Here is a 22,033-nt window from a genome sequence, read left to right on the forward strand (position 1 = left end):
AGCGTTGCGGCGCAGGCTCTCCCACGGCAACGTGTACGCGGCGACCAAGGTGGATGCCGCACTGCGCAATTACTTCCGACCCGGCAACCTGACCGCATTGCGCGAACTCGCGCTGCTGTGGCTGGCCGATCAGGTGGATGCGGCATTGGCGAAATACCGTGCGGACCACAAGATCACCGATACCTGGGAAGCCCGCGAGCGCCTGGTCGTGGCGGTCACCGGCGGAGCGGAATCGGAGACCATCGTGCGGCGCGCCAGCCGCATCGCCGCCAAATCCAGCGCCGAATTGATCGTGGTGCACGTGGTACGCGGTGACGGGCTGGCCGGCGTGTCCACCCAGCGGCTGACCCGGCTGCGTGATCTGGCGACCAGCCTGGGCGCGAGCCTGCACACCGTCACCGGCGACGATGTGCCCACGGCGCTACTGGATTTCGCGCGTCAGGTGAACGCCACCCAGCTGGTGCTCGGCACCTCGCGCCGGTCGCGCTGGGCGCGCATGATCGACGAGGGCATCGGCGCGAGCGTGGTGCAGCAGTCGGGCAAGATCGATGTGCACATGGTCACGCATGAGGAATCCAATCGCGGCTTCCGCTGGTCCTCGCTGGCGCCCCGGGACCGCAAACTCGGATCCTGGTCCGCCGCACTGCTCGTCCCCTCGCTGATTTGCGCGGTGACCGGTCTGTGGCTGGACAAGTGGCTGGATCTCGGCGGCGAGAGCGCGCTGTTCTTCATCGGCGTGCTCGTGGTCGCGCTGTTCGGCGGTGTGGCCCCGGCGGCGCTGTCGGCGCTGCTGTCGGGTGTGCTGCTGAACTGGTTCTTCACCGAGCCGCGCTACAGCCTCACCATCGACCAGCTGGACAACTTCCTCACCATCGTGGTGCTGCTCCTGGTGGCAGTCGCGGTATCGGCCCTGGTGGATGTGGCGGCCAAGCGAACGCGGGAGGCGCGCAGGGCATCTCGGCAAGCCGAGCTGCTGACGCTCTTCGCGGGCGCGGTGCTGCACGGCGCGGGTCTGCCGGACCTGCTGGAGCGGGCCCGCGAGACCTACAACCAGGACGCGGTCAGCCTGGCCACCGATGACGAGATCATCGCCTCGGTCGGCGAGCTGCCGCCCGCCACGGCCGCCGAAGCCACGACCGCCGTGGAGGCGGGCGACGATCAGCACTGGCTGCTGCTGCGTGGTCGCGGCGTCAGCTCCGGCGACCGCCTCGTGCTGGGCGCGGTCGCGAATCAGGCTGCGGGCCTGGTGCATCAGAAGCAATTGCAAGCCGAGGCCGGGGCCGCGCAGGCGGTGCTGGAGGCCGACAAACTGCGGCGCGCGCTGCTGTCCGCGGTCAGCCATGATCTGCGCACCCCGCTGGCCGCCGCCAAGGCCGCGGCATCGAGCCTGCGCAGCGACGATGTGGAGTTCTCGCCGGAGGACACCGCCGAATTGCTGGCAACCGTCGAGGAATCGGTGGATCAGCTGACCGCACTGGTCGGCAATCTGCTGGACTCCTCGCGGCTGGCGGTCGGCGTGATCAAACCGCAGATGCGGCGGGTCTACCTCGACGAGGTGGTGCATCACGCGCTCATGAGCATGGGTACCCGCGGGCTGCGGCGCACCGCCATGAGCCGGGTGAAGGTGGAGGTCGGCACGGTGTCGGTGCGCGCCGACAGCGGGTTGCTGGAGCGGGTGCTTGCCAATCTCATCGATAATGCGGTGCGCTACTCCCCCGATGATTCGGCGGTGCGAGTTACCGCGGAGCACACTGGAAAACGCGTGGCCATTACCGTGGTCGACACCGGCCCGGGAGTACCGACCGGTATGGAGGATCAGCTGTTCGAGCCGTTCCAGCGGCTCGGCGACCGCGATAATTCCACCGGCGTCGGACTCGGGTTGTCGGTGGTCCGCGGCTTCGTGGATGCCATGGACGGCACCGTGCACGCCGAGCCCACCCCCGGTGGCGGGCTCACAATGGTGATCGAACTACAAGCGTGCGACGAGTCGCAGCCTTGCGAGGAACAGGAGATCGGGTGACGAAGCCGGCGCCGGCGCCGACCAAAGTCCTGGTGGTCGATGACGAACCACAAATTCTGCGCGCCCTGCGCATCAATCTGTCGGTTCGCGGCTATGAGGTGACCACCGCATCCACCGGGGCCGCGGCCCTGCGCGCGGCCGCCGAGAAACACCCGGATGTGGTCGTGCTGGACCTCGGCCTGCCCGATATGGACGGCATCGAGGTACTGGCCGGACTGCGCGGCTGGTCGACCGCACCGGTGATCGTGCTGTCGGCCCGCACCGACTCGTCGGACAAGGTCGAAGCGCTGGACGCGGGCGCGGACGACTACGTCACCAAGCCGTTCGGCATGGACGAGCTGCTGGCCCGGCTGCGCGCCGCCGTGCGCCGGTCCGCCTCCACCGCGGACACCTCCGAACCGGTGATCGAAACCTCTTCCTTCACAGTCGATCTGAGCGCCAAGAAGGTCACCAAGCACGGCCACGACGTGCACCTCACCCCCACCGAGTGGGGCATGCTGGAAATGCTGGTGCGCAACAAGGGCAAACTCGTCGGCCGCCGCGAACTGCTGCGCGAGGTGTGGGGACCGTCTTATGCCACCGAAACCCATTACCTGCGTGTGTATCTCGCGCAATTGCGGCGCAAGCTCGAGGACGACCCATCACAGCCCAAACACCTGCTCACCGAGGCGGGCATGGGATACCGCTTCCAGGTCTGAGTCAGCGCGACAGGCGGATCGGCAACGACTTCAGGCCATTGTTGAGGTTGGAGCGGATCCGCCGCGCCGGGCCGATCTGCTCGATATCCGGGAAGCGGGCGAGCAGCTCCTCGAAGAACACCCGGCCTTCCATACGGGCCAGATGTACGCCGAGGCAGAAGTGCTGGGCGAGACCGAAGGACAAGTGCGGGTTGGGATTCCGACGAATATCGAAACGCTGGGAATCGGCGAACACCTCCTCGTCACGATTGGCCGAGGTGTACCACATGGCCACCTTGTCCCCGGACTTGATACTGACGCCGCGGATCTCGGTATCGGCGGTAGCGGTGCGCCGGAAGTAGTGCAGCGGATTGGCATAGCGCAGGATCTCTTCCACCGCACCGGGAATCAGCGCGGGATCTTCGCGTAGCGCCCGCAACTGCTCCGGATGCTGCAGCAGCAGTTGCAATCCCGCCGACAGCATGGTCTTGGTGGTGTCGTTGCCCGCGGTGACGAGCTGGGTGAAGAAACTTCCGAACTCGATGTCGGACATGGCTTTTCCGCCGAACTCACCCGCCAGGATGAGCGAAGTCAGATCAGCCTGCGGCTCCTGCTCGCGCCGGGCCATGGAGAATTGGATGGCATAGATCGCCATCTTGGTCAGCTCGGCCGTCACATCGAAATCACCGACCAGCTCCGGATCCTGCTGGCTGGTGGACTGTTCCGCCCAGTGCCGGATATCCGGCCAGTCGGCAGCAGGAATACCGAACAGCCCGCCGACCACCTGACTGGGCAGCACCCCCGCCACATCGTGCACGAATTCGACGTCGCCATCGACACTTTCGAGCAGCTGCCGGGTCAACTCCCGCACCCGCCCCTCCAGCTCGCCGATCACCCGCGCCTTGAAATGCTCGGCCAGCGGCCTGCGGTATTCGGTATGCCGCGGCGGATCCATCATGAGCAGCATGTTCCGGGTCTGCTCCAGCCGTTCCGCCGGCTGATTCTCCAGAATCACGCCCCCGATCTCAGCCGAGAACAACTGCGGATTGCGCGCCACATGGGCCACATCGGCATGCTTCAGCACCGCCCAGTACCCCGGCTCCCCCGGCATCTCCTGCCAGTAAACGGGCTGAGTCCCCCGCAGCTCCGCGAACAGCTCATGGATAGGCCCACCCACATACAGCTCCGGATCGTAGATATCCACGCCCACAGCACACCTCGGCATTCACTGGCAAGTATCCGTACTCCCTTCGGACGCTAACTCGCCCCCACCCACCCCGAGCACATACCCACCACCAATCCCAGTCAGTGGACAACCCCCGCTACACCCCCATCCCCACCCTCAGCCCCAACCCCGTCACTCTTCGTCTTTATATCTTTCGTCTTCCATCTTTCGTCTTTCGTCTTCCATCTCGAGAAGGTGACCACAGCCGGTCGACCCCGCTGGAACCGCAGCTAATCTCTCCCAACTGCGGAAGGTAAGCCGGGTACGTCTCCCGACGTGCCCAGCACGGCCATCTCGAGCTTTGCTCGCACCCCCTGCCACACCAACCCTGCTCGGGATGCAAGAAACCCAGGTGCACCGACCGTTTCGGCATAGAAACCGTAGGGTGTCGGGGACGGAACAGCGGGTGTCTCGGCGGCACAACGGTTATCAGGTCTGTGCCGCACGGACACGGGCTGTGCGGTCAAGGAGAAGGGCTGTGCGGTGCCCGCTTCGGGGGGATTCGAGGCCGCGAGAAGTCGGTGCACCTGGGTTGCTTGCGTCGAAAGAGGGTGTTGGGTTTCCGGGTGCGAGCAAGGCTCGAGATGGCCGTGCTGGTGACGTCGGGAGGGGTACCCCATTTACCTTCCGCAGTACCGAAGTAGCTGCGGTACCGGCCGGAAGACTGGCTGTGGTCCCGTTTCAGAGACGCAAAAAAGACACAACGAACAAGACGAAAGACGCCCGGACATAAAGAACGAAAAGATCAAGAAGCCAAAGAGCAAAACCCGAAAAGCCAAGCCGGGCAACGGCCTGTAGCACCGACGGGACGAACCCTGTAGGTGGGCACCCAGGGTGGGGAATCCTGTTGTCGCGGTGGGGTATTGCTGTCGGGCGGGCCGAACCAGTCCTGCAGGGGCGCGGTGAGACGGAAGGACCACACCGGGCAACGACCTCTAGCACCGACAGGATCAACCTGCCGGTGACACGGGGGCGGGAAATCTATTGTCGCGCCGGGGGTGTGGTGGTTCGGCGGGCGATCCGGTCCTGAACCGGTTGCGGGCGCACCGGATTACAGAAACTGCGGGTCCGCACCGACGGCGGGACAGCGGTCAGCATCTCACCGGGGTGATGGAGGTGGTTGACCTGCGCAGTCCTGGACGGGTCGACATGGGCAGGAGCGATCCACCCGGTGCGGCCCGGGAATCCCGACTCCGGGCCCAGTTTGATGGTTGTCCACCCGCGGGGGCCGTTCTTGACCAGGGCATGGCAGTGATCGCACGCCAAGGTCAGGTTTCCGATATCGGTGCGGCCGCCCTTGCTGAACTCGGTCACATGATGCACCGCGCACATGCTCGCCGGTGCGGTGCAGCCCGGGCGGGTGCACCCGCGTTCGGTCGCGATCAACGCAAGGCGTTGTGCCGGGTTCGCCAGGCGGGCCTCCCCGATGTGCAGGGGCATGCCGTTCTTGTTCTTCACCAGCACGAACGTCTTGGACCGGCGGGCCGCCAACTTGACTGCGTCCTCGACCGGAACACTGCCCCCGGTCGCCAGGGTCGCCACCCCCGCGGTGCGTTCGACGTCCTCGATGCTCATCGTCAGGATCGTCGCCACCGGCAGCCCGCGATGCGAGCCGAGCTTGGCGGGGTTGAAGTCCGGGTGCAGCACCGCCAGCAACGCATCGTGCTGGCGTTGCACCTTGGTGCGCTCGTCGCGGGCTGCGCAGGCCTCCACCAGGTCCCGGGGCAGCTCACCGTCGTCGGCCCACGGACTTTCCTTGTCGTCCGGGTTGCACATGCCCGGGCGGGCGAGTTTGGCCATGACGGCGTCGAACGCCGCTCGGGCGTCGGGGGTGAGCTCGACGGTGAGGGTGGACATCAGGTCGTAGCGTTGCGGACTCACACTCGCACTCCGCAAGCGTTGCCGGTCGGCGTCCTCGGTGAGCGTGCCGTCGGGGTCGAGAAAGCCCAGGACCCTCTCCCCGATCCTCGGCAACTGCGTCGGATCCAAGGCGCGAGCCTGCCGGGTGAGTTGCTGTTCGGCGTAGGCGCGAGCCTCGGGAGCGACCTTGCCGGGCAACCGGTTCATCACAGCCCGGATCACCCGCACATGATCGAGGGAGATCGCCCCCTCGTCCAGGGCCTGGGCCGCGCACGGCAGCACCGGTACCGGATCGGCCTCGTCGTCACCGACGCGATGCCACACCGCGAGATCCTCCGCAGCGCGCCACCGGTTGATCGCATCCCCGTGCGAGATATGCAGCACCGCTTGCAAATACAACGCCGGGCTCCCCGAACCGTTGCGGGCGGGCAGGGAGCGGGCACACGCTTGCACGATCAGGTCCTGGGTCACCGACGCCAACCGGCGGGTGCTGGTCTCGATCTGTTGCATCAACTCGACGATGTCGTTGTCCGACACCGGAATCAACGGCAGTGCGGTGAGGGAATCGACCGCCGCGGCCAGTGCGGCTGCACCGGTCGCGATTGCGGTTTCTCCCCCTGATTCCATGCCTCTATTCTACTCCCGGGAAACAGACCCGGAAAGGCGAATTATGTTGTGATATAAGGCTATTCAGACTATCTGATCTTTACCTTCCCCCTCCTTTCGTTCCATCTCTTCTCGTTTCGTTCTTCTTGTCCAGGCGTCTTTAATCTCCGCCCTTCCTCCTCGTCCTCCGGACGCAAACACCAGGCCCGAAGCAGCCGCCCGATCGCCCATGGATGACCATGTAGACCATGTCCACCAAGGCAGTCATTTTCGATATGGATGGCGTACTCATCGACACCGAACCCATCTGGGAGGAGGTGCGGCGTGAGTACATCGGCGAGATGGACGGGCGCTGGCTGCCCGATACTCAGGACCGGTTCATGGGGATGAGCACCTCTGAATGGTCTATCTACACCAGCGAAGATCTGCTCGACGGCCGCCGCACGCCCGAGCAGGTGGCAGAGGACGTCATCTCGCGCATGGCCGCCCGCTACGCCGACCATCTGCCGCTGATGCCCGATGCCGCGGAGACCGTGCGCGCCTTCGCCGGACAGTTCGTGCTCGGTCTGGCCAGTTCGTCGCCGCGCCGGCTCATCGATGTGGTGCTGGACCACATGGGTGTCACCGACCTGTTCCGCACCACCGTCTCGACCGAGGAGGTCGAGCGCGGTAAGCCCGCACCCGACGGTTACCTCGCCGCTGCGGCCGGGCTCGGCATCCCGCCCGAGCAGTGCGTGGCCATCGAGGACTCCAGCAACGGCCTGCGCGCGGCTCATGCGGCGGGCATGACGGTCATCGCCGTCCCGCACCCGCGCTACCCACCCGCGCCGGACGCGCTCGCGCTGGCCTCATACATTGCCGACGGCGGTTTGAGATCCGTCACACCGGAGCTCGCGGCGAGCCTGGAACCGGTGCCGGAATTCCGCTGACCTCGCGGGCGTTCCGAACCGAACGGTAGTGAACCGAGAACGAATGCGAGGATCTAGGCATGTCCGAACAGACCGCCGCACCGCAGACCGCCGCACCCGCCCAGGCCGCCGAACCGGTCGAGCTGTGGGCCGAGCGCACCGGAACCCGGGCCTACACCGGTCGCAATAATCGTGGCGGCGAAGTGCTCATCGCCTCGGCGGGGGTACCCGGCGCCTTCACCCCGGGCGAGCTGCTGAAGATCGCGCTGGCCGGGTGCACCGGTTTGAGCGCCGACTTCACGCTGTCGCGCAAGCTCGGCGACAACTTCGATTCCATCGTGCGCGTCTCCGGCGACGCCGACCGCGAGAACGAGACCTATCCGGAGCTCAACGAGTCCGTCGAACTGGATCTCAGCGAACTCGACGAGGAAACCCGGCAGCGCATGCTGGTCGCCGCGCAGCGCGCCATCGACAAGGTCTGCACCGTCGGCCGCACCCTCAAGGCGGGCACCACCGTCAATCTGACCTTCCGCGTAGACGAATGACAGCAACCCCGGTCCGGCTCAGCGCCTGGGTGCACGGCCAGGTGCAGGGTGTCGGGTTCCGCTGGTGGACCCGCTCTCGCGCCCTGGAACTGGGCCTGACCGGGTACGCCCGCAATCATCGGGACGGCCGCGTGCACGTGGTCGCCGAAGGCCCGCACGAGAATTGCGACACGCTGCTCACCCTGCTGCGCTCCGGCGACACACCGGGCCGGGTCAACCTCGTCGTAGCGGACTGGGACGCCGCACAGGGGGGCATAATCGGATTCGAAGAGCGTTGATGCGCGACCGGTCGCTAGTGATCAGCACCGATACGTGGCAGCGCATAGAGTCGCTGAGGCGAACAGAGTTCGGCGAGTCCGAGGAGTCCATCGTTGGCCATTGAACGTCTCGGCGGCACCCCTGAGGACCCCGACCACCGCCCCACCCCGCACGGCCCCGACACCCCGCCCGCGGGCGAATCACACCCCACCGAGCCGATACCGGGCGAATCCAGCACGGCCGCGCCGGGTTCCGCGACGACCCCGGACCCGGGTCCGCAGTGGGCTAATTACCCGCTCCCCGGTATCCCCGTCTACCCGCCGCCGGTCTCGAATCCGACCCTCGACCTCCCGAGCCCGACCGTCGAATTCGACGCGTCCCAGATTCCGGGTCCGTCCGATGCGCCCCGGCACGGCACCATGCAGTCGCAGGAAGCCGGCATCACCCAGCCGCGCCCGCCGACGGTCGCCGAGGCGCGAGCCCGCGAAAAGGCCCGCAAACGCGCCGAAGAACAAGCCCAGGCCGCCATCGACGCCGCCGAAGGCAAACGCAAGAAGCGCAAGAAGGTGCTGCTCGGCGGCGCGGCGGTGGTCGGTGTCGCGGCACTCGTGGGAGGCGGATACCTCGCCTACGACGCCATCACTACCCCCGATGTGACGGCGTCCTGCACAGTGGTGGCCAAGAACGGCGAGACCGTGCCCGTCGGTCCGAATCAGACGATCAAGGCCACCCAGGACAACCAGGAAATCGTCGTCCCCGACCAGTACTGCCAGGACGCGCAGGATCCCAACCGCGGCGGCAGCGGTCTCGGCACCGCGGGCCTGTTCTTCCTGGCCGGCCACCAGTACCGCTACTACTACGGCGGCCCCAGCCAGACGATCGGCCACGCACCCACCGGCGGCAGCACCTCGATCCCCAAGGGCGCGAACGTAAAAACCAAGAGCGGCACCACGATTCAGCGCGGCGGCCTCGGTTCCAAGCTCCACGGAGGAGGTTCCTAGTGCGCCGTGTGCGCAGCACCCCGCGCGCGGGCTGGAAGCAGATCATCGAGAGCCAGGGGTTGGTGTACGGCTCACCCGGCGTCGATACCAATGGGCAGCCGCGGCCCTACTGGGACGAATCGGTGCACTACGAGTTCGATATGGACGAGATCCTCGCGCTCGAAGCCCAGGTCGAAGTGCTGCACACCATGTGCCTGCACGCCATCGACAACATCATCCTCACCGAGCGACTCGCCGATTTCGGTCTGCCGCAATGGAGTTGGGAGCACATCACCAACTCGTGGAAGCGCTCGGACCCGCACATCTACGGCCGCTTCGATCTGCGCTACGACGGTCGCGGCCCGGCAAAACTGCTGGAGTACAACGCCGATACGCCGACCTCCCTGCTGGAGGCGTCGATCGTGCAGTGGCACTGGCTGACCGATCTGCACCCGGACGACGATCAGTGGAATTCCCTGCACGAGAAGCTGGTCGAGCGCTGGGGCGAGATGCGCGACATCCTGCCCAGCACCCAATTGCACTTCACCTGGTCGGGCGCGGACGGCAGCGGTGAGGACAATGTCACCACCGCCTATATGCAGGAGACCGCCGCCGAGGCCGGCTTCGACACCATCGCGCTGCCCATCGAAGAGGTCGGATTCGATACGGAGCTGGAACGTTTCGTCGATCTGGCGGAGGCGCCCATCGAATCCATCTTCAAGCTGTACCCGTGGGAATGGGCGCTCGACGACGACTTCGGCAAGCGCATCACGCAATCGCTGCCCAGCACCATGTGGATCGAACCACTGTGGAAGACAATGCTTTCCAACAAGGCGCTGCTCGCGGTGCTCTGGGAGATGTACCCCGGCCACCCGAACCTGTTGCCCGCCTACCTCGATGACCCGCACGAGCTCACCGAGTACATCCGCAAGCCGAAACTCGGCCGCGAGGGTGCGAACATGACCATTGTCGGCCCGGGCATGGAAACCGCCACCGGCGGCGTCTACGGCGAAGAAGGCTTCGTCTACCAAATGCTGGACCCGCTACCGGAATTCGACGGTATGCGGCCGGTGCTGGGCGCCTGGATCGTGGGCGACACCTCCGCCGGACTCGGCATTCGCGAGACCGTGGGCCTGATCACCGACGATACTTCTACTTTCGTACCGCACCGTATTCCGCAGTCCTGACAGAGCATTCCGCAGTTCTGACCCGACAACCCACGGAGGACCGACCGATGATGACCACCGTCGCGCTCGAAGCGGGATACTGGAGCTCCGTCGGCCGGGGCGTGGGAGCCATCGTCCTCTACGCGCTACTGGGTCTGGGCCTCATGCTGGTCGGCTTCTACGCGGTCGACCTGACCACCCCCGGCAAGCTGCGCGCCATGGTCGCCCAAGGGCTGCCCAATGCCGTGGTCGTCAGCTCGGCTGGCATGCTCAGCATGGCCTTCATCGTGGTACTGGCCATCTACGCCCAAGCCGGCAAGCTCTCCGAGGGCCTCATTGCGGCCCTCATCTACGGCCTCGTCGGCATTGTCGCCCAGGTGATCTCGGTCCGCGTCATCGAATACGCCCTCGGCATCGATATCGGCGAAGTCCTGAAGGCCCCCGAATTCAGCACCGACTCCCTGATCGTGGCCGCCGCCCACTTCGCCCTCGGCCTGGTCGTGGCCGTCGCGATCCTCTAGCGCACCCGGCTGTACTTGAGGAAGGCGACGCCGTCCTCGAAGATGCGACTGGTGAGCACCCGGAAGCGGGTGGCCTCGGGCAGCCTGGCGCCCGCACCGAACAGCGGACGGCCGGTGCCCAGGACGATCGGGTAGACCTTCAGGAAGATCTGATCGATCTCCGGCAGCAGGGTCTGGGCCAGCTCACCACCGCCGCACAACCAGATGCCGAGCCCCTTCTCCCGCTTGAGCTCGCGCACCCGCGCCAGCGGATCGTCGGCGATGAGCTCCACATCCGGGTCCGGGGCCTCCGGCAGCGTCTGCGACACCACGTACTGTCGCAGATGCGAATACGGGCTGGAGGTGCCGGTCCGCACGCCGAAATCGTGTGTCTTGCGGCCCATGATCACCGTATCGAAGGTATTACTGGGCTTGGTGTCGAGACCGAGCGCCTCCCGCACCTTGGTGGGCAGGGTCTCCGGATACTGCGCGACGATCGCGGGACCGTGATCACCTCCCACGGGGAAGAAGTCCACCGAACCGTTCTCGGTGGCAATGAACCCGTCGATGGTGGCCGCGACGTAATAGGTGAGTTTGCGCATTGGTCCCTCCAGCCGGCACCACACGTGCCGCTCCCAAAAAGGTAGCGCTTCAGGCCGTTCCATAGGGAGGCTAAACCGAAGAGTGGGCGGCAGGAATCACCGTCACGGCGCAGGCAGTCACCCCCGCGGCATGATCGGTCAGGTACGGGGGCGCGGCTGGCAGCGCGGGCAGGAGAAGGACGAGCGGTTCATGAACTTCTCGCGGACCATCGGCGCACCGCAGCGGCGGCACGGCTCGTGCTCGCGGCCGTAGGCGTTGAGGGAACGCTCGAAGTAGCCGGACTGGCCGTTCACGTTCACATAGAGGGCGTCGAAGGAGGTGCCACCGGCTTGCAGCGCCTCGCTCATCACCGTCCCCGCCTCGGTGAGCAGACCGTGCAGTGCGGGGCGAGTCAGCTTGGCCGCCACCCGCTCTCCGTGAATCCCGGCCCGCCACAGCGCCTCGTCGGCATAGATATTGCCGACGCCGGACACGATGGTCTGATCCAGCAGTAGTCGCTTGATCTCGGACTGCTTGGCGCGCAAGGCCTTCACCACCCGGTCCGCGTCGAACAGCGGATCCAGTGGGTCACGGCCGATGTGCGCCACCGGTTCCGGCAGCAGCGTCCCCTCGACCTCGACCAGATCGGCCAATTGCCAGCCGCCGAAGGTGCGCTGATCGATGAAGCGCAACTCTTGCCCGGAATCGAGGGCAGCGAGAATGTGCGCGTGCTTCTCCAGCGGAGCATCGGCAGGCTGCACCAGCATCTGCCCGCTCATGCCCAGGTGCACAACAAGTGAGGTGTCGGGCTCATCGAAGGTGAGCCACAGGAATTTGCCGCGCCGCTGAGCGGATTCGACCCGCAGGCCGGTGAGGCGGGCGGCAAGATCCGCACCGCCGGGCTCGTGCCGTCGCACCGATCGCGGATGCTTGACGGTCACAGCGCGAACGACGCGGCCCACCACATGTTCGGTGAGACCGCGTCGTACGACTTCGACTTCGGGAAGTTCCGGCATCAGCGTTACTGCGCCGAACCTTCGGCAGGCTTCTCGGCGGCGTTCAGCTGCTGGTAGGCAGTGCCCGCGGCCTTCTGCTCCGCTTCCTTCTTGGAACGGCCCACCCCCTGGCCGTATGCCTTCCCACCGATCACCGCCGTGGCGGTGAATTCTTTGTCGTGGTCGGGCCCGGTGGAGGTGATTTCGTAACTGGGCACGCCGATACCGCGCTCGGCGGTCAGCTCCTGCAGGCTGGTCTTCCAGTCGAGCCCGGCTCCCATGCGGGGGCCACGCTCGAGCAACGCCGCGAACAGCGTCAGCACCACAGTGCGTGCCACATCGATGCCGTGCTCGAGATGCACGGCCCCGAGCAGTGATTCCATGCCATCGGCAAGGATGCTCGGCTTGTCCCGGCCACCGGTGAGCTCTTCGCCCTTACCGAGCAGCAGGTGCACACCGAGACCGCCCGGACCAAGCACCCGGGCCACCTCGGCGAGGGCGTGCATATTCACTACGCTCGCGCGCAGCTTCGCCAGCTCACCTTCGGATTTTTCGGGATGCTCGAGGTACAGACGTTCGGTAATGCTCAGGCCGAGCACGGAGTCGCCCAGAAATTCCAGGCGCTCATTGGTCGGCAGCCCGCCGTTTTCGTAGGCATACGACCGGTGGGTGAGCGCGAGGCGCAACAGGTCCGGTCGCAGGCCGACGCCGAGCGCTTCGAGCAGGCTGGAATGGTCGGCGAAGTCACCCACGGCGGGCACCTCCGCCGCGTCCTTGCTGGCGGTCACGGTCGGCTGGATCAGAGAATCAAACCGCAGCGGTGACCTGGCGGCCCTTGTACGTGCCGCAGGAGGGGCACGCGATGTGCGGCAGGGTCGCCTGGCCGCACGCCCGGTTCGGGCAGGTGATCAGGGTAGGCGCACTGGCCTTCCACTGGCTCCGGCGCGAGTGGGTGTTGGAACGGGACATCCGGCGCTTCGGAACGGCCACGACTACTTCTCCTCTGTCCTCGGACTCACGGCGCTACTGTGCCCCGTGAGTTCAGAATCTGTTGATGGGTCCGGCGCAGCGCCAGAGGCACCGCTTCCGGGGGCTGAATCATGGACGACTTCGTCGTCTACGACGCCGATTTTCGCGAGCCCGGCCCAGCGAGGGTCAAGTATCTCATGACCGTGGCCGGAACCTGCAATCGCCATCCGTACACCGCATTCCGGGCACAATCCCGCACAGTCCGGCTCGCACACCGGTTGTAGCGACAGTTCCAACCCGACGGAGTCGATGACCACCGGCTCGAGTTCGATCATGTCGTCCACCAGACGATGGATCTCGTCTTCCTCGGTGGTCTTCTCGGTATTGCTGTCCGGGTAGGCGAACAGCTCGGTGAGGTACAGCTCGACCTGGTCCGTGAACGGTTCCAGGCAGCGCGAGCATTCACCCTCGACGGGCGCCGACACCGTGCCGATGATCAGCACGCCCTCGGACACCGACTGCATGGTGAGATCGAGCTCGACCTGCGCACCTGCGGGAATGCCGACCAGTTCGAGGCCGATCTTCTCGTCGGTGACGACGGTCCGCTTCAGCTCACGCATCGAGCCGGGCTTACGCCCGAGGCTGCGCGTGTCCAGCATGAAGCCGACGTCGTCGGACGTCGTAAGACGATGACGCGGCTTGGAACCGGATTCGGCGGACATCAGGGACTCACTCACGCTCGGTATGGAATGGGCAACCACTCAACAATACCGAAGCGCTCCCCGTCGGCCCAAACCGGCTACCGGCGGAACTCCGCCGCGTAATCCTGCACGTTCGTGCCGGAACGCACCTGGTGGCGGCCGCGCCCGATAATCCGGAGGGTGCTGTGCAGGGTCTCCTCGAAGTCGGCCAGCTTGCCGTCGACGTATTCGTCACACTCGGTGCGCAGGCGGTCGGAGTCGGCTGTCGCGCCGTCGATGAGGCGAGCCGATTCGGCGTGCGCGGCTCGCACCACCTCGGTCGCCGAGACCAGTCGCTCCTGCTCGGCCTTGCCTTCGGCGACGGAACGGTCATAGGAGGCTTGACCGGACGCGACCATGCGATCAGCCTCGGAACGGGCCCGGCCGGTGACCGCCTCGTACTCGTTATTGCCGTCGGTGACCACGCGCTCGGCCTCGGCCTCCGCCGAACCGACGAGGTGTTCGGCGTGCGCGCGGGCCTCGGCGACCATGCGATCGGCGTGCGCCTTGGCATCGGAGAGGATGCGATCGGCTTCCTCGCGGGCGCCGGTGACGGTCTGATGCGCCTGCTCGTTCGCGCCGGTCACGGTGGTATCTGCGGAATCGCGGGCGTCGGTGACGATCTTGTCGCGGTGGTCGAGCACGTCCTGAGCGTCGTCGAGCTCGCCGGGCAGCGCCTCACGCACATCGTCGAGTAGTTCGAGCACCTCACCACGCGGCACGATGCAGTTCCGAGTCGGCGGGATACCCCGCGCCTCTTCGATGATGGCCACGAGTTCGTCGAGTGCTTCGAATACGCGGTACATGTGCTACCCCACTCTCCTGCCTGGACTAAACGGCGAGACTCCTCCGTTTCTATAAGTCTGCCCTCCCGTGCGCGGTGGACAAGGTTCGTTCCCGGCGTGTCGGAGAGCTGTTTCACACATCGGAAAAGAAGTGGAGGAAACCCCTCCAGTTGATGTTAAATTTAGGTAGCAGAAAAGTGTTGGGTCGGGGCAACGGAAGCACCCCGACGTGTTCGAGGGAAAAGACCATGGCTGTGCTGGACATCCCGCAGCGGGGCGCGACACCCGTCCCCGGTCTCGCCGACGCATATTCATACGGCACCGAGGCGATCGCGTACGGGTCCGAAGCCGTGGCCACCGGTACCGAGGCCGTCCGGACAGTCGGAGTGCGCTGGACCGCACAGCTCGGCGACTGGTTGCGCAGCGACCACACCCTCGCCCAGCTGATCCGCTTCGCACTCGTCGGCGGGCTCAGCAATGTCGGCTACCTGCTGCTGTTCCTGGCCTTCTACGGCGAGGGGCCGCAGCTGGCCAATCTGACCGGCTCGATCGTGAGCACCGCGATCGCCAATGAACTGCACCGGCGGCTGACCTTCCACGCGGCCGGCCGGGTGCGCTGGTACACCGCGCAGATCGAGGGCGGCGGGCTGGCGCTGGCGGGTCTGGCCATCACCTCGGGTGGGCTCGCGATTCTCACCAGCACGGCGCCCGGACTGGGCGGCTTCGCGGAAGCCGCTGCGGTACTGGCGATCACGGCCGCCGTGGGTACCTTCCGCTTCCTGACGCTGCGGCTCTGGGTGTTCTGAGCTCCAGCTTTCCGAATCCTCGCATTCGCCGACCGGACCGAAATCCGGCGGGGGGTGCGAGGATTCGCTGTTTCCGGAGGTAGGGAACCTATTCGGGCGTGTCTGCGTCAAAGCAAGCATCGACCGAATGAAAGGGGTTCCGAAGATGCGGCGATCGCATGGATGCCTTGGGGGACGGCGGGATACGCGCGGGCCCGGTGTGCAACGACCGCTGGGCCGGGTCGACAGATCATGTGTACAGCACAGTTGGCGGCGGGGGCGTCCGCGTAAGGAGGGCGAATGACTCCTGATCGGACCCGTAGCGAGGGGGTGGAGGCCGTCTCCCGACGCCAGTGTGCGCCGCGGAGATTGGCGCGCAGGCTGCTCGAAGGGTGCGGCGCTCCGGTGCCCGGTGCCGCGGATCCGGCGGGGCACAACTGGCAGGACCGGCATCGGCTGCTGATCGAAGCGGTACTGCCGGAGATGGCCGAAGCAACTGTGGTGAGCCATCAATCGGCGGCGGTCCTGTACGGCACCACCCTCTGGCGCACACCCCTGGACCGAGTCTGCGTGACCCGCAATCGCCGGGGCGGCGGCCGCATCCGGCCGTACGCGAAAGTGTATGGCTCCCCCATAGATTCGGCGGCGGAAGTCGACGGCCTGCTCGTCACCACGCCCGCCCGCACCGTTGTCGATCTGGCGCTCACGCTGCCGTTCGATGCGGCCGTGGTCGCCTGCGACGCCCTCACCGGCGCCTTCGGACTCACCGCACCCGAGCTGACAGCCGAACTGGCACAGGCGAAATGCCGGCACGGCATCACGCAGGCCAAACAGGTGGTCGCCATGCTGGACGGGCGCAGTCAGAGCATCGGCGAATCACTGAGCCGGGTGATGCTGCACCGCATGCATCTGCCCATGCCGCGATCACAGGGCAATGTACTGACCCCCGACGGCCGGTTCGTGGGGCGCGTCGACTTCTACTACGAGGACGCGGGCGTCCTCTGCGAGTTCGACGGCCCGATGCGGTACGGCCGACTACTGCGGCACGGTCAGCCCGCGGCCGATGTCGTCCGTCGCGAGCAGATCCGCGAGAACTACCTGCGCGCCTTGGGTTTCCAGGTGGTCCGCTGGACCTGGAACGAGCTGCAGGGTGATGCGGCCGGCCGCCGTTTGCGCGCCGCCCTGGCACGCGGACGCTCGGTGCGCGCCGACGGCCGCATCGAACCCGCGCCCGCGCTCGAACCGCGCCGGGCCCCGGTGCGCCCGCTGTGAGGCACTGGGTATGGACGCGTCCACCGCTACTAGTTCGCCCCGTCGTGAACGAGCACGACGGGGCGAAAGCAGGTCACGCCATTCAGTTCAGGCGCCTCACCGTGAACGGCGGTTCGGGCCCGCACCGCGTAGTTAGCCGGGCGCACACCGCACGGTCAGTTCTGGCGGGGCACGACGCAGTTCAGTTCAGGCAGGGACCGCACGGGCGAGGGGACGCCCGTGCGGTTCAGCCGCGGCGTTCCGCAATGCGCGCGAGCAGCTGCTTGTGCACGGCCGGCGGCAACAGATCGGCGATATCGCCGCCGTAGGAGGCGACCTCCTTGACCAGCGAGCTGGAGACGAAGCCGTAGAGCGGGTTGGTGGTGATGAAGAAGGTGTCGACCCCCGACAGCTTCCGGTTCATCTGCGCCATCTGCAGCTCATACCCGAAGTCGGTGGCATCCCGCAGACCCTTCACGATCGCGGTGATCCCCTGCGCCCGAGCGAAATCCACCGTCAGGCCCTGCCACGACTCCACCCGCACATTGGGCAGTTCGGAGGTGACCTCCCGCAGCAGATCCATCCGCTCCTCGACGGTGAACATCCCCTTCTTGTTCGGGTTGATCGTCACCGTCACGACAACTTCGTCGAACTGCGCGGCCGCCCGTGCGATCACATCGAGATGTCCGTTGGTCACCGGGTCGAACGACCCCGGGCACAGTGCTCCAGCCATGGCCGCACGCTACCCCAGCCCACCGGTCCCCACCGCCCCGGACTCGCCGTCGACAAGCGGCACCCACACCTACTTACCCCCGCGAACGCCGCCACAATCACCCGCCCGAAACCTCACGCCCGCCATGCCCGACCAAAGGCGGGTGCGACCGTCGACCAGGAACTGACGGCGGCAATTACTCGTGCAATGCCGCCGTCAGTTCCTGGTGATCTTGGTTCAGGGCTCGTATTCGGCTAAGTCGAGGCGGGTCTCGCCGTAGGTGCGGGACTTCAGCGGGGAAAAGCCGGTGGGCCAGGTCAGTTCGGGACTGCGAGTGGAGCGTTCCACGACGATCAGGGCTTCGGGGTGGAGCCAGCCGCCTTCGGCGAGGGCACGGAGGTCGTCCTCCACCTCGGCGACGTCCAGGTCGTAGGGCGGGTCGGAGAAGACCAGGTCGTAGGGGCCGCCCGCCGGGGAGGATGCGCCGGTACCCACCGCGGTGCGGCCCAGGAGAGCGGCCACCGTATTGGTGCGGAGTTCTGCGCCGGGGAGACCCAGGTCGGTCATATTGCCGCTGATCACCGTGGCGGCCTTGCGGTCGGCTTCGACCAGCAGGGCGTGGGATGCGCCGCGGGACAGCGCTTCCAGGCCGAGGGCGCCGGAGCCGGCGTACAGGTCCAGGACGCGGGTGCCGTCGAAATCCATGCGGGACGCGAGCACATTGAAGAGCGCCTCGCGAACACGATCCGAGGTGGGGCGGGTGCCCGCGGGCGGGACGCGTAGTCGTCGTCCGCCCGCGGTGCCTCCGATGATTCGCGTCATTCGGCGGCTGTCTCGGTGATGTTCACGTCCACCAGCAGATCGCCGCCTTCGACCTGCTGGACCTTGCTGATGGCGACCCGGCGCACCGTGCCCGCCCGCGGAGCGGTGATGGCGGCTTCCATCTTCATGGCCTCGATGGTGCCGATGGTATCGCCCACCGTGACCGAATCACCTTCGGAGACAGCGAGGGTGACCACACCGGCGAACGGGGCGGCGATATGGCCGGCATTGTTCTTGTCGGCCTTCTCGGCGGTCGGGACTTCACTGGCGATGGAGCGGTCACGCACGGTGATGGGGCGCAGCTGGCCATTGAGAATGCACATGACCGTGCGCATACCGCGCTCGTCGGGCTCGGAAATGGCTTCGAGGCCGATGAGCAGGGTGACGCCCTTGTCCAGCTGGACGCGGTGCTCTTCGTCGTGGCGGAGGCCGTAGAAGAACTGGTTGGCGGACAGGTTGGTGGTATCGCCGAACTTCTCGCGGTGGGCGAGGAATTCGGCGGTGGGTGCGGGGAACAGCAGCCGGTTCAGCGTCCCACGACGCTGATCGGAGCTACCCGCGAGACCCGCCTCGTCGTCGGCGGTGAGCTGGGTTTCCGGCTTGGCCGGGCCACGGCCCGCAAGCGCGCGGGTGCGGAACGGTTCGGGCCAGCCTCCGGCCGGAGTGCCGAGTTCGCCTCGGAGGAAGCCGATTACGGAATCCGGGATGTCGTAGCGGCCCGGGTCGGAGGCGAAGTCCTCGACATCGACACCGGATCCCACCAATGCCAAGGCGAGATCGCCGACAACCTTGGAAGACGGGGTGACCTTGACCAAGCGGCCCAGAATGCGGTCGGCCGCAGCATATTTCGCTTCGACCTCCTCGAACTGGTCGCCCAGGCCGAGAGCGATGGCCTGCTGGCGCAGGTTCGACAATTGGCCGCCTGGGATCTCGTGGGTGTAGACGCGGCCGGTCGGGCCCGGCAGTCCGGATTCGAAAGGCGCGTACACCTTGCGCAGCGACTCCCAGTACGGCTCCAGATCGCACACGTTCTGCAGGCTCAACCCGGTGTCGTGCGGTGAATTCGCCGCTGCCGCAACGATTGCCGACAGCGCGGGCTGGCTGGTGGTACCGGCCATCGGTGCACTCGCACCGTCGACGGCGTCAGCTCCGGCCTGCCAGGCGGACAGATAGGTGGCCAGCTGACCGCCGGGTGTGTCGTGGGTGTGCACGTGTACCGGCAGGTCGAACTCTCGCCGCAGCGCGGTCACCAGGGTGGCGGCGGCCGGTACCCGCAGCAGGCCCGCCATGTCCTTGATGCCGATGATGTGCGCCCCGGCCTCGACAATCTGCTCGGCGAGCTTGAGGTAGTAGTCGAGGGTGTAGAGGGTCTCGTTCGGATCGGACAGGTCGCCGGTGTAGCTCATGGCGACTTCCGCTACGGCAGTACCGGTTTCGCATACCGCATCGATCGCGGGGCGCATCTGGTCGACATTGTTGAGGGCGTCGAAGATGCGGAAGATATCGATGCCGGTCGCCGTCGCCTCGGAAACGAAAGCACGCGTGACCTTTTCGGGGTACGGCGTGTAACCGACGGTATTGCGGCCACGCAGCAGCATCTGCAAGTTGATGTTCGGCACGGCCTCGCGCAGTGCGGCCAAACGCTCCCACGGGTCCTCGTACAGGAACCGCAGCGCCACATCATAGGTTGCGCCACCCCAGCATTCGATGGACAGCAGCTCTGGCGTCAGGCGCGAGACATGCCCCGCTACATCCAGGAGACCGTTGGTCCGCACGCGGGTGGCCAGCAGCGACTGGTGCGCATCACGGAAAGTGGTGTCGGTGACCGCCACACCCTGCTGCGCACGCAGCGCGCGGGCGAAGCCCTCCGGTCCCAACTCCAGCAGTCGCTGCCGCGATCCGGGCGGCGGCGGCACGGTGGTGTCGATCGCGGGCAACTTGTCGTGCGGGTACAGCTTGGTAGGCCGGGTGCCGTGCGGTTTGTTCACCGTGACGTCGGCCAGGTAGTTCAGAATCTTGGTACCGCGGTCGGCAGAGCTCTTCAGCGTCAGCAACTGCGGGCGCTCCTCGATGAACGAGGTGGTGACACGGCCGGCCTTGAAGTCCGGGTCGTCGAGCACCGCAAGCAGGAACGGGATATTGGTCGTCACGCCACGAATACGGAACTCGGCCACCGACCGCCGGGCGCGGGCCATGGCGGTCGGGAAGTCGCGGCCACGACAGGTGAGTTTCACCAGCATGGAATCGAAGTACGCGCCGACCTCAGCGCCGACATTGGTGCCACCGTCGAGGCGTACACCCGCGCCGCCGGGGCTGCGGTAACCGGTGATACGGCCGGTGTCGGGGCGGAAGCCGTTCGCCGGGTCTTCGGTGGTGATGCGACATTGCAACGCCGTACCCCGGATGACGATCGAATCCTGGCTCAGGCCAAGGTCTTCCAGGGTCTCCCCCGCTGCGATACGCATCTGCGACTGCACGAGGTCGACATCGGTGATCTCTTCGGTGACCGTGTGCTCCACCTGGATACGCGGATTCATCTCGATGAAAACGTGATTGCCACGCTCATCGAGGAGGAACTCCACAGTGCCCGCGCAGCTGTAGTTGATCTCCTTGGCGAATGCCACCGCATCAGCGCAAATCCGGTCCCGCAGTGCGGGATCCAGATTCGGCGCGGGCGCCATCTCGATCACCTTTTGGTGACGGCGTTGCAGCGAGCAGTCGCGCTCGTACAGGTGGATGACATTGCCCTGCTGATCAGCCAGGATCTGCACCTCGATGTGACGGGGGTTGATCACCGCCTGCTCGAGGAACACCGTCGCATCACCGAACGCCGATTCAGCCTCACGCGCAGCGGCTTCGATGGACTCACGCAGCTGGGCCTTGTCGGCGACCCGGCGCATACCCCGCCCGCCACCACCGGCGACCGCCTTGACGAAGAGCGGGAAGTGCATGCTCTCGGCAGCGGCCATCAACTCGGCGACATCCGAGGACGGCTCACTGGAGGCGAGTACCGGCAATCCGGCAGCCTTGGCCGCGGCAATCGCCCGCGCCTTGTTACCGGTCAGCTCGAGCACATGTGCCGACGGCCCCACGAAGGTAATGCCCTCCGCCGCACAGGCGGCCGCCAAATCCGGGTTCTCGGAAAGGAATCCGTACCCGGGGTAGATGGCGTCCGCGCCGGCGGACTTGGCCGCACTGATGATCTCCGCAATGGACAGGTACGCCCGCACCGGATGCCCGGGCTCCCCGATCTGGTACGCCTCGTCGGCCTTCAACCGGTGGACCGAGTTGCGGTCCTCGTACGGAAACACCGCGACCGTGCCGATGCCGAGTTCGTAGGCCGCGCGGAATGCGCGAATGGCGATCTCGCCGCGGTTGGCGACCAGGACTTTGGAGAACATTCGCCTAAGGTACCTGCCCCGGTATGCCCGGCGGGCATCGAAGCCGCGTTCGCAGCAATCTTCACAGTCACATACCGGGCGGTTGCGAATTTCTGTTCATCACCTGGACACATGCACTCCTGTGAGGTCCACGCATCGCGGCCGCCGGGGTTCGCCGACTTGCTAAGGCGAGGCAGTGAAGAGCCACCGGTACGGACCGGCCGGACTACCCGTCGGTAGCAGCGAAGTGTCTCCCGCGCCGGGCCG

Annotated in this window: 21 protein-coding genes; 10 read left to right on the forward strand and 11 right to left on the reverse strand. The window is 66.3% G+C overall.

Translation table 11 applies throughout. From position 1 onward, the window contains the following. Nucleotides 1–2,020 (forward strand): DUF4118 domain-containing protein (locus JWN03_RS06480; RefSeq protein WP_297611151.1); only part of this gene is annotated, 2,020 nt, incomplete at its 5' end. Then, entirely contained in the window at nucleotides 2,017–2,718 is a 702-nt protein-coding gene (locus JWN03_RS06485) for a response regulator (RefSeq protein WP_297611153.1), read from the forward strand. The genes JWN03_RS06480 and JWN03_RS06485, both read left to right, overlap by 4 nt. A gap of 1 nt (nucleotide 2,719) precedes the next feature. Here JWN03_RS06485 and JWN03_RS06490 read toward each other — a convergent pair whose 3' ends face one another. Further along, the gene (locus JWN03_RS06490; RefSeq protein ID WP_297611156.1) at nucleotides 2,720–3,901 is read right to left on the reverse strand and encodes a cytochrome P450; all 1,182 of its coding nucleotides are present in this window, start codon (nucleotides 3,899–3,901) and stop codon (nucleotides 2,720–2,722) included. Nucleotides 3,902–4,903: 1,002 nt separating this feature from the next. Next, nucleotides 4,904–6,409 carry an HNH endonuclease signature motif containing protein gene (locus tag JWN03_RS06495; protein WP_297611159.1) on the reverse strand — a complete coding sequence of 502 codons (1,506 nt, stop codon included), beginning with the start codon at nucleotides 6,407–6,409 and terminating at the stop codon, nucleotides 4,904–4,906. Nucleotides 6,410–6,636: 227 nt separating this feature from the next. On the opposite strand from JWN03_RS06495, the gene JWN03_RS06500 reads away from it, so the two are divergent. The 6 genes from JWN03_RS06500 to JWN03_RS06525 all read left to right on the forward strand — a co-directional run bounded on the left by JWN03_RS06500 (nucleotide 6,637) and on the right by JWN03_RS06525 (nucleotide 10,766). Then, complete coding sequence (locus JWN03_RS06500) at nucleotides 6,637–7,317, forward strand: HAD family hydrolase (RefSeq protein WP_297611162.1); 681 nt, start codon at nucleotides 6,637–6,639, stop codon at nucleotides 7,315–7,317. Nucleotides 7,318–7,376: 59 nt separating this feature from the next. After that, on the forward strand, nucleotides 7,377–7,841 hold the full coding sequence (locus tag JWN03_RS06505; RefSeq protein ID WP_297611165.1) for an OsmC family protein: 465 nt from the start codon (nucleotides 7,377–7,379) through the stop codon (nucleotides 7,839–7,841). Next, nucleotides 7,838–8,119: an acylphosphatase gene (locus JWN03_RS06510; RefSeq protein WP_297611167.1), complete on the forward strand. Its 282-nt coding sequence runs from the start codon at nucleotides 7,838–7,840 to the stop codon at nucleotides 8,117–8,119. Before JWN03_RS06505 ends, JWN03_RS06510 begins: the two co-directional genes overlap by 4 nt. A 93-nt stretch (nucleotides 8,120–8,212) precedes the next feature. Next, the gene (locus JWN03_RS06515; RefSeq protein WP_297611170.1) at nucleotides 8,213–9,100 is read left to right on the forward strand and encodes a hypothetical protein; all 888 of its coding nucleotides are present in this window, start codon (nucleotides 8,213–8,215) and stop codon (nucleotides 9,098–9,100) included. Beyond that, entirely contained in the window at nucleotides 9,100–10,266 is a 1,167-nt protein-coding gene (locus tag JWN03_RS06520) for a glutathionylspermidine synthase family protein (protein ID WP_297611173.1), read from the forward strand. Before JWN03_RS06515 ends, JWN03_RS06520 begins: the two co-directional genes overlap by 1 nt. A 50-nt stretch (nucleotides 10,267–10,316) precedes the next feature. Next, nucleotides 10,317–10,766, forward strand: a complete 450-nt coding sequence (locus tag JWN03_RS06525; RefSeq protein WP_297611521.1) for a DUF350 domain-containing protein — start codon at nucleotides 10,317–10,319, stop codon at nucleotides 10,764–10,766. Here the strand turns inward: JWN03_RS06525 and JWN03_RS06530 are convergent. From JWN03_RS06530 to JWN03_RS06555, 6 genes are all read right to left on the reverse strand, one after another. After that, nucleotides 10,763–11,347, reverse strand: coding sequence for a dihydrofolate reductase family protein (locus JWN03_RS06530; RefSeq protein WP_297611176.1), 585 nt, complete (start codon nucleotides 11,345–11,347; stop codon nucleotides 10,763–10,765). The two genes, JWN03_RS06525 and JWN03_RS06530, sit on opposite strands and share 4 nt — an antisense overlap. Nucleotides 11,348–11,485: 138 nt before the next feature. Next, the gene (mutM, locus tag JWN03_RS06535) at nucleotides 11,486–12,343 is read right to left on the reverse strand and encodes a bifunctional DNA-formamidopyrimidine glycosylase/DNA-(apurinic or apyrimidinic site) lyase (RefSeq protein ID WP_297611180.1); all 858 of its coding nucleotides are present in this window, start codon (nucleotides 12,341–12,343) and stop codon (nucleotides 11,486–11,488) included. Nucleotides 12,344–12,348: 5 nt separating this feature from the next. After that, nucleotides 12,349–13,110, reverse strand: a complete 762-nt coding sequence (gene rnc / locus JWN03_RS06540) for a ribonuclease III (RefSeq protein ID WP_297611183.1) — start codon at nucleotides 13,108–13,110, stop codon at nucleotides 12,349–12,351. A 19-nt stretch (nucleotides 13,111–13,129) separates the two neighbouring features. Next, nucleotides 13,130–13,312, reverse strand: a complete 183-nt coding sequence (gene rpmF / locus JWN03_RS06545) for a 50S ribosomal protein L32 (protein ID WP_297611186.1) — start codon at nucleotides 13,310–13,312, stop codon at nucleotides 13,130–13,132. 2 nt (nucleotides 13,313–13,314) lie between these two features. Next, nucleotides 13,315–13,950 (reverse strand): YceD family protein, encoded by a 636-nt coding sequence (locus JWN03_RS06550; RefSeq protein ID WP_441342946.1) that lies wholly within the window; start codon nucleotides 13,948–13,950, stop codon nucleotides 13,315–13,317. Between the two features lie 140 nt (nucleotides 13,951–14,090). Then, complete coding sequence (locus JWN03_RS06555; RefSeq protein WP_297611189.1) at nucleotides 14,091–14,837, reverse strand: DivIVA domain-containing protein; 747 nt, start codon at nucleotides 14,835–14,837, stop codon at nucleotides 14,091–14,093. Between the two features lie 227 nt (nucleotides 14,838–15,064). Between JWN03_RS06555 and JWN03_RS06560 the strand changes: the two genes are divergently transcribed. Further along, complete coding sequence (locus JWN03_RS06560; RefSeq protein WP_297611192.1) at nucleotides 15,065–15,622, forward strand: GtrA family protein; 558 nt, start codon at nucleotides 15,065–15,067, stop codon at nucleotides 15,620–15,622. Nucleotides 15,623–15,901: 279 nt separating this feature from the next. Further along, nucleotides 15,902–16,873: a hypothetical protein gene (locus JWN03_RS06565; RefSeq protein ID WP_297611195.1), complete on the forward strand. Its 972-nt coding sequence runs from the start codon at nucleotides 15,902–15,904 to the stop codon at nucleotides 16,871–16,873. A gap of 226 nt (nucleotides 16,874–17,099) precedes the next feature. Here JWN03_RS06565 and coaD read toward each other — a convergent pair whose 3' ends face one another. The 3 genes from coaD to JWN03_RS06580 form a co-directional block, all read right to left on the reverse strand. Next, entirely contained in the window at nucleotides 17,100–17,585 is a 486-nt protein-coding gene (gene coaD / locus JWN03_RS06570; protein WP_297611198.1) for a pantetheine-phosphate adenylyltransferase, read from the reverse strand. Nucleotides 17,586–17,801: 216 nt separating this feature from the next. Then, on the reverse strand, nucleotides 17,802–18,386 hold the full coding sequence (gene rsmD, locus JWN03_RS06575; protein WP_297611200.1) for a 16S rRNA (guanine(966)-N(2))-methyltransferase RsmD: 585 nt from the start codon (nucleotides 18,384–18,386) through the stop codon (nucleotides 17,802–17,804). Next, nucleotides 18,383–21,787 (reverse strand): pyruvate carboxylase, encoded by a 3,405-nt coding sequence (locus JWN03_RS06580; RefSeq protein ID WP_297611203.1) that lies wholly within the window; start codon nucleotides 21,785–21,787, stop codon nucleotides 18,383–18,385. Before JWN03_RS06580 ends, rsmD begins: the two co-directional genes overlap by 4 nt. Nucleotides 21,788–22,033: the final 246 nt, after the last annotated feature.

The sequence above is a fragment of the Nocardia sp. genome, from assembly GCF_025465275.1.
GTDB lineage: Bacteria > Actinomycetota > Actinomycetes > Mycobacteriales > Mycobacteriaceae > Nocardia.

Excerpts from the sequence above, each read along its gene's own strand:
- JWN03_RS06495 (WP_297611159.1), bottom strand. The coding sequence starts at position 6,409 with ATGGAATCAGGGGGAGAAACCGCAATCGCGACCGGTGCAGCCGCACTG.
- JWN03_RS06500 (WP_297611162.1), top strand. The coding sequence starts at position 6,637 with ATGTCCACCAAGGCAGTCATTTTCGATATGGATGGCGTACTCATCGAC.
- JWN03_RS06505 (WP_297611165.1), top strand. The coding sequence starts at position 7,377 with ATGTCCGAACAGACCGCCGCACCGCAGACCGCCGCACCCGCCCAGGCC.
- JWN03_RS06510 (WP_297611167.1), top strand. The coding sequence starts at position 7,838 with ATGACAGCAACCCCGGTCCGGCTCAGCGCCTGGGTGCACGGCCAGGTG.
- JWN03_RS06525 (WP_297611521.1), top strand. The coding sequence starts at position 10,317 with ATGACCACCGTCGCGCTCGAAGCGGGATACTGGAGCTCCGTCGGCCGG.
- JWN03_RS06530 (WP_297611176.1), bottom strand. The coding sequence starts at position 11,347 with ATGCGCAAACTCACCTATTACGTCGCGGCCACCATCGACGGGTTCATT.
- mutM (WP_297611180.1), bottom strand. The coding sequence starts at position 12,343 with ATGCCGGAACTTCCCGAAGTCGAAGTCGTACGACGCGGTCTCACCGAA.
- JWN03_RS06550 (WP_441342946.1), bottom strand. The coding sequence starts at position 13,950 with ATGCTGGACACGCGCAGCCTCGGGCGTAAGCCCGGCTCGATGCGTGAG.
- JWN03_RS06555 (WP_297611189.1), bottom strand. The coding sequence starts at position 14,837 with ATGTACCGCGTATTCGAAGCACTCGACGAACTCGTGGCCATCATCGAA.
- JWN03_RS06560 (WP_297611192.1), top strand. The coding sequence starts at position 15,065 with ATGGCTGTGCTGGACATCCCGCAGCGGGGCGCGACACCCGTCCCCGGT.
- JWN03_RS06565 (WP_297611195.1), top strand. The coding sequence starts at position 15,902 with ATGACTCCTGATCGGACCCGTAGCGAGGGGGTGGAGGCCGTCTCCCGA.
- coaD (WP_297611198.1), bottom strand. The coding sequence starts at position 17,585 with ATGGCTGGAGCACTGTGCCCGGGGTCGTTCGACCCGGTGACCAACGGA.
- rsmD (WP_297611200.1), bottom strand. The coding sequence starts at position 18,386 with ATGACGCGAATCATCGGAGGCACCGCGGGCGGACGACGACTACGCGTC.
- JWN03_RS06580 (WP_297611203.1), bottom strand. The coding sequence starts at position 21,787 with ATGTTCTCCAAAGTCCTGGTCGCCAACCGCGGCGAGATCGCCATTCGC.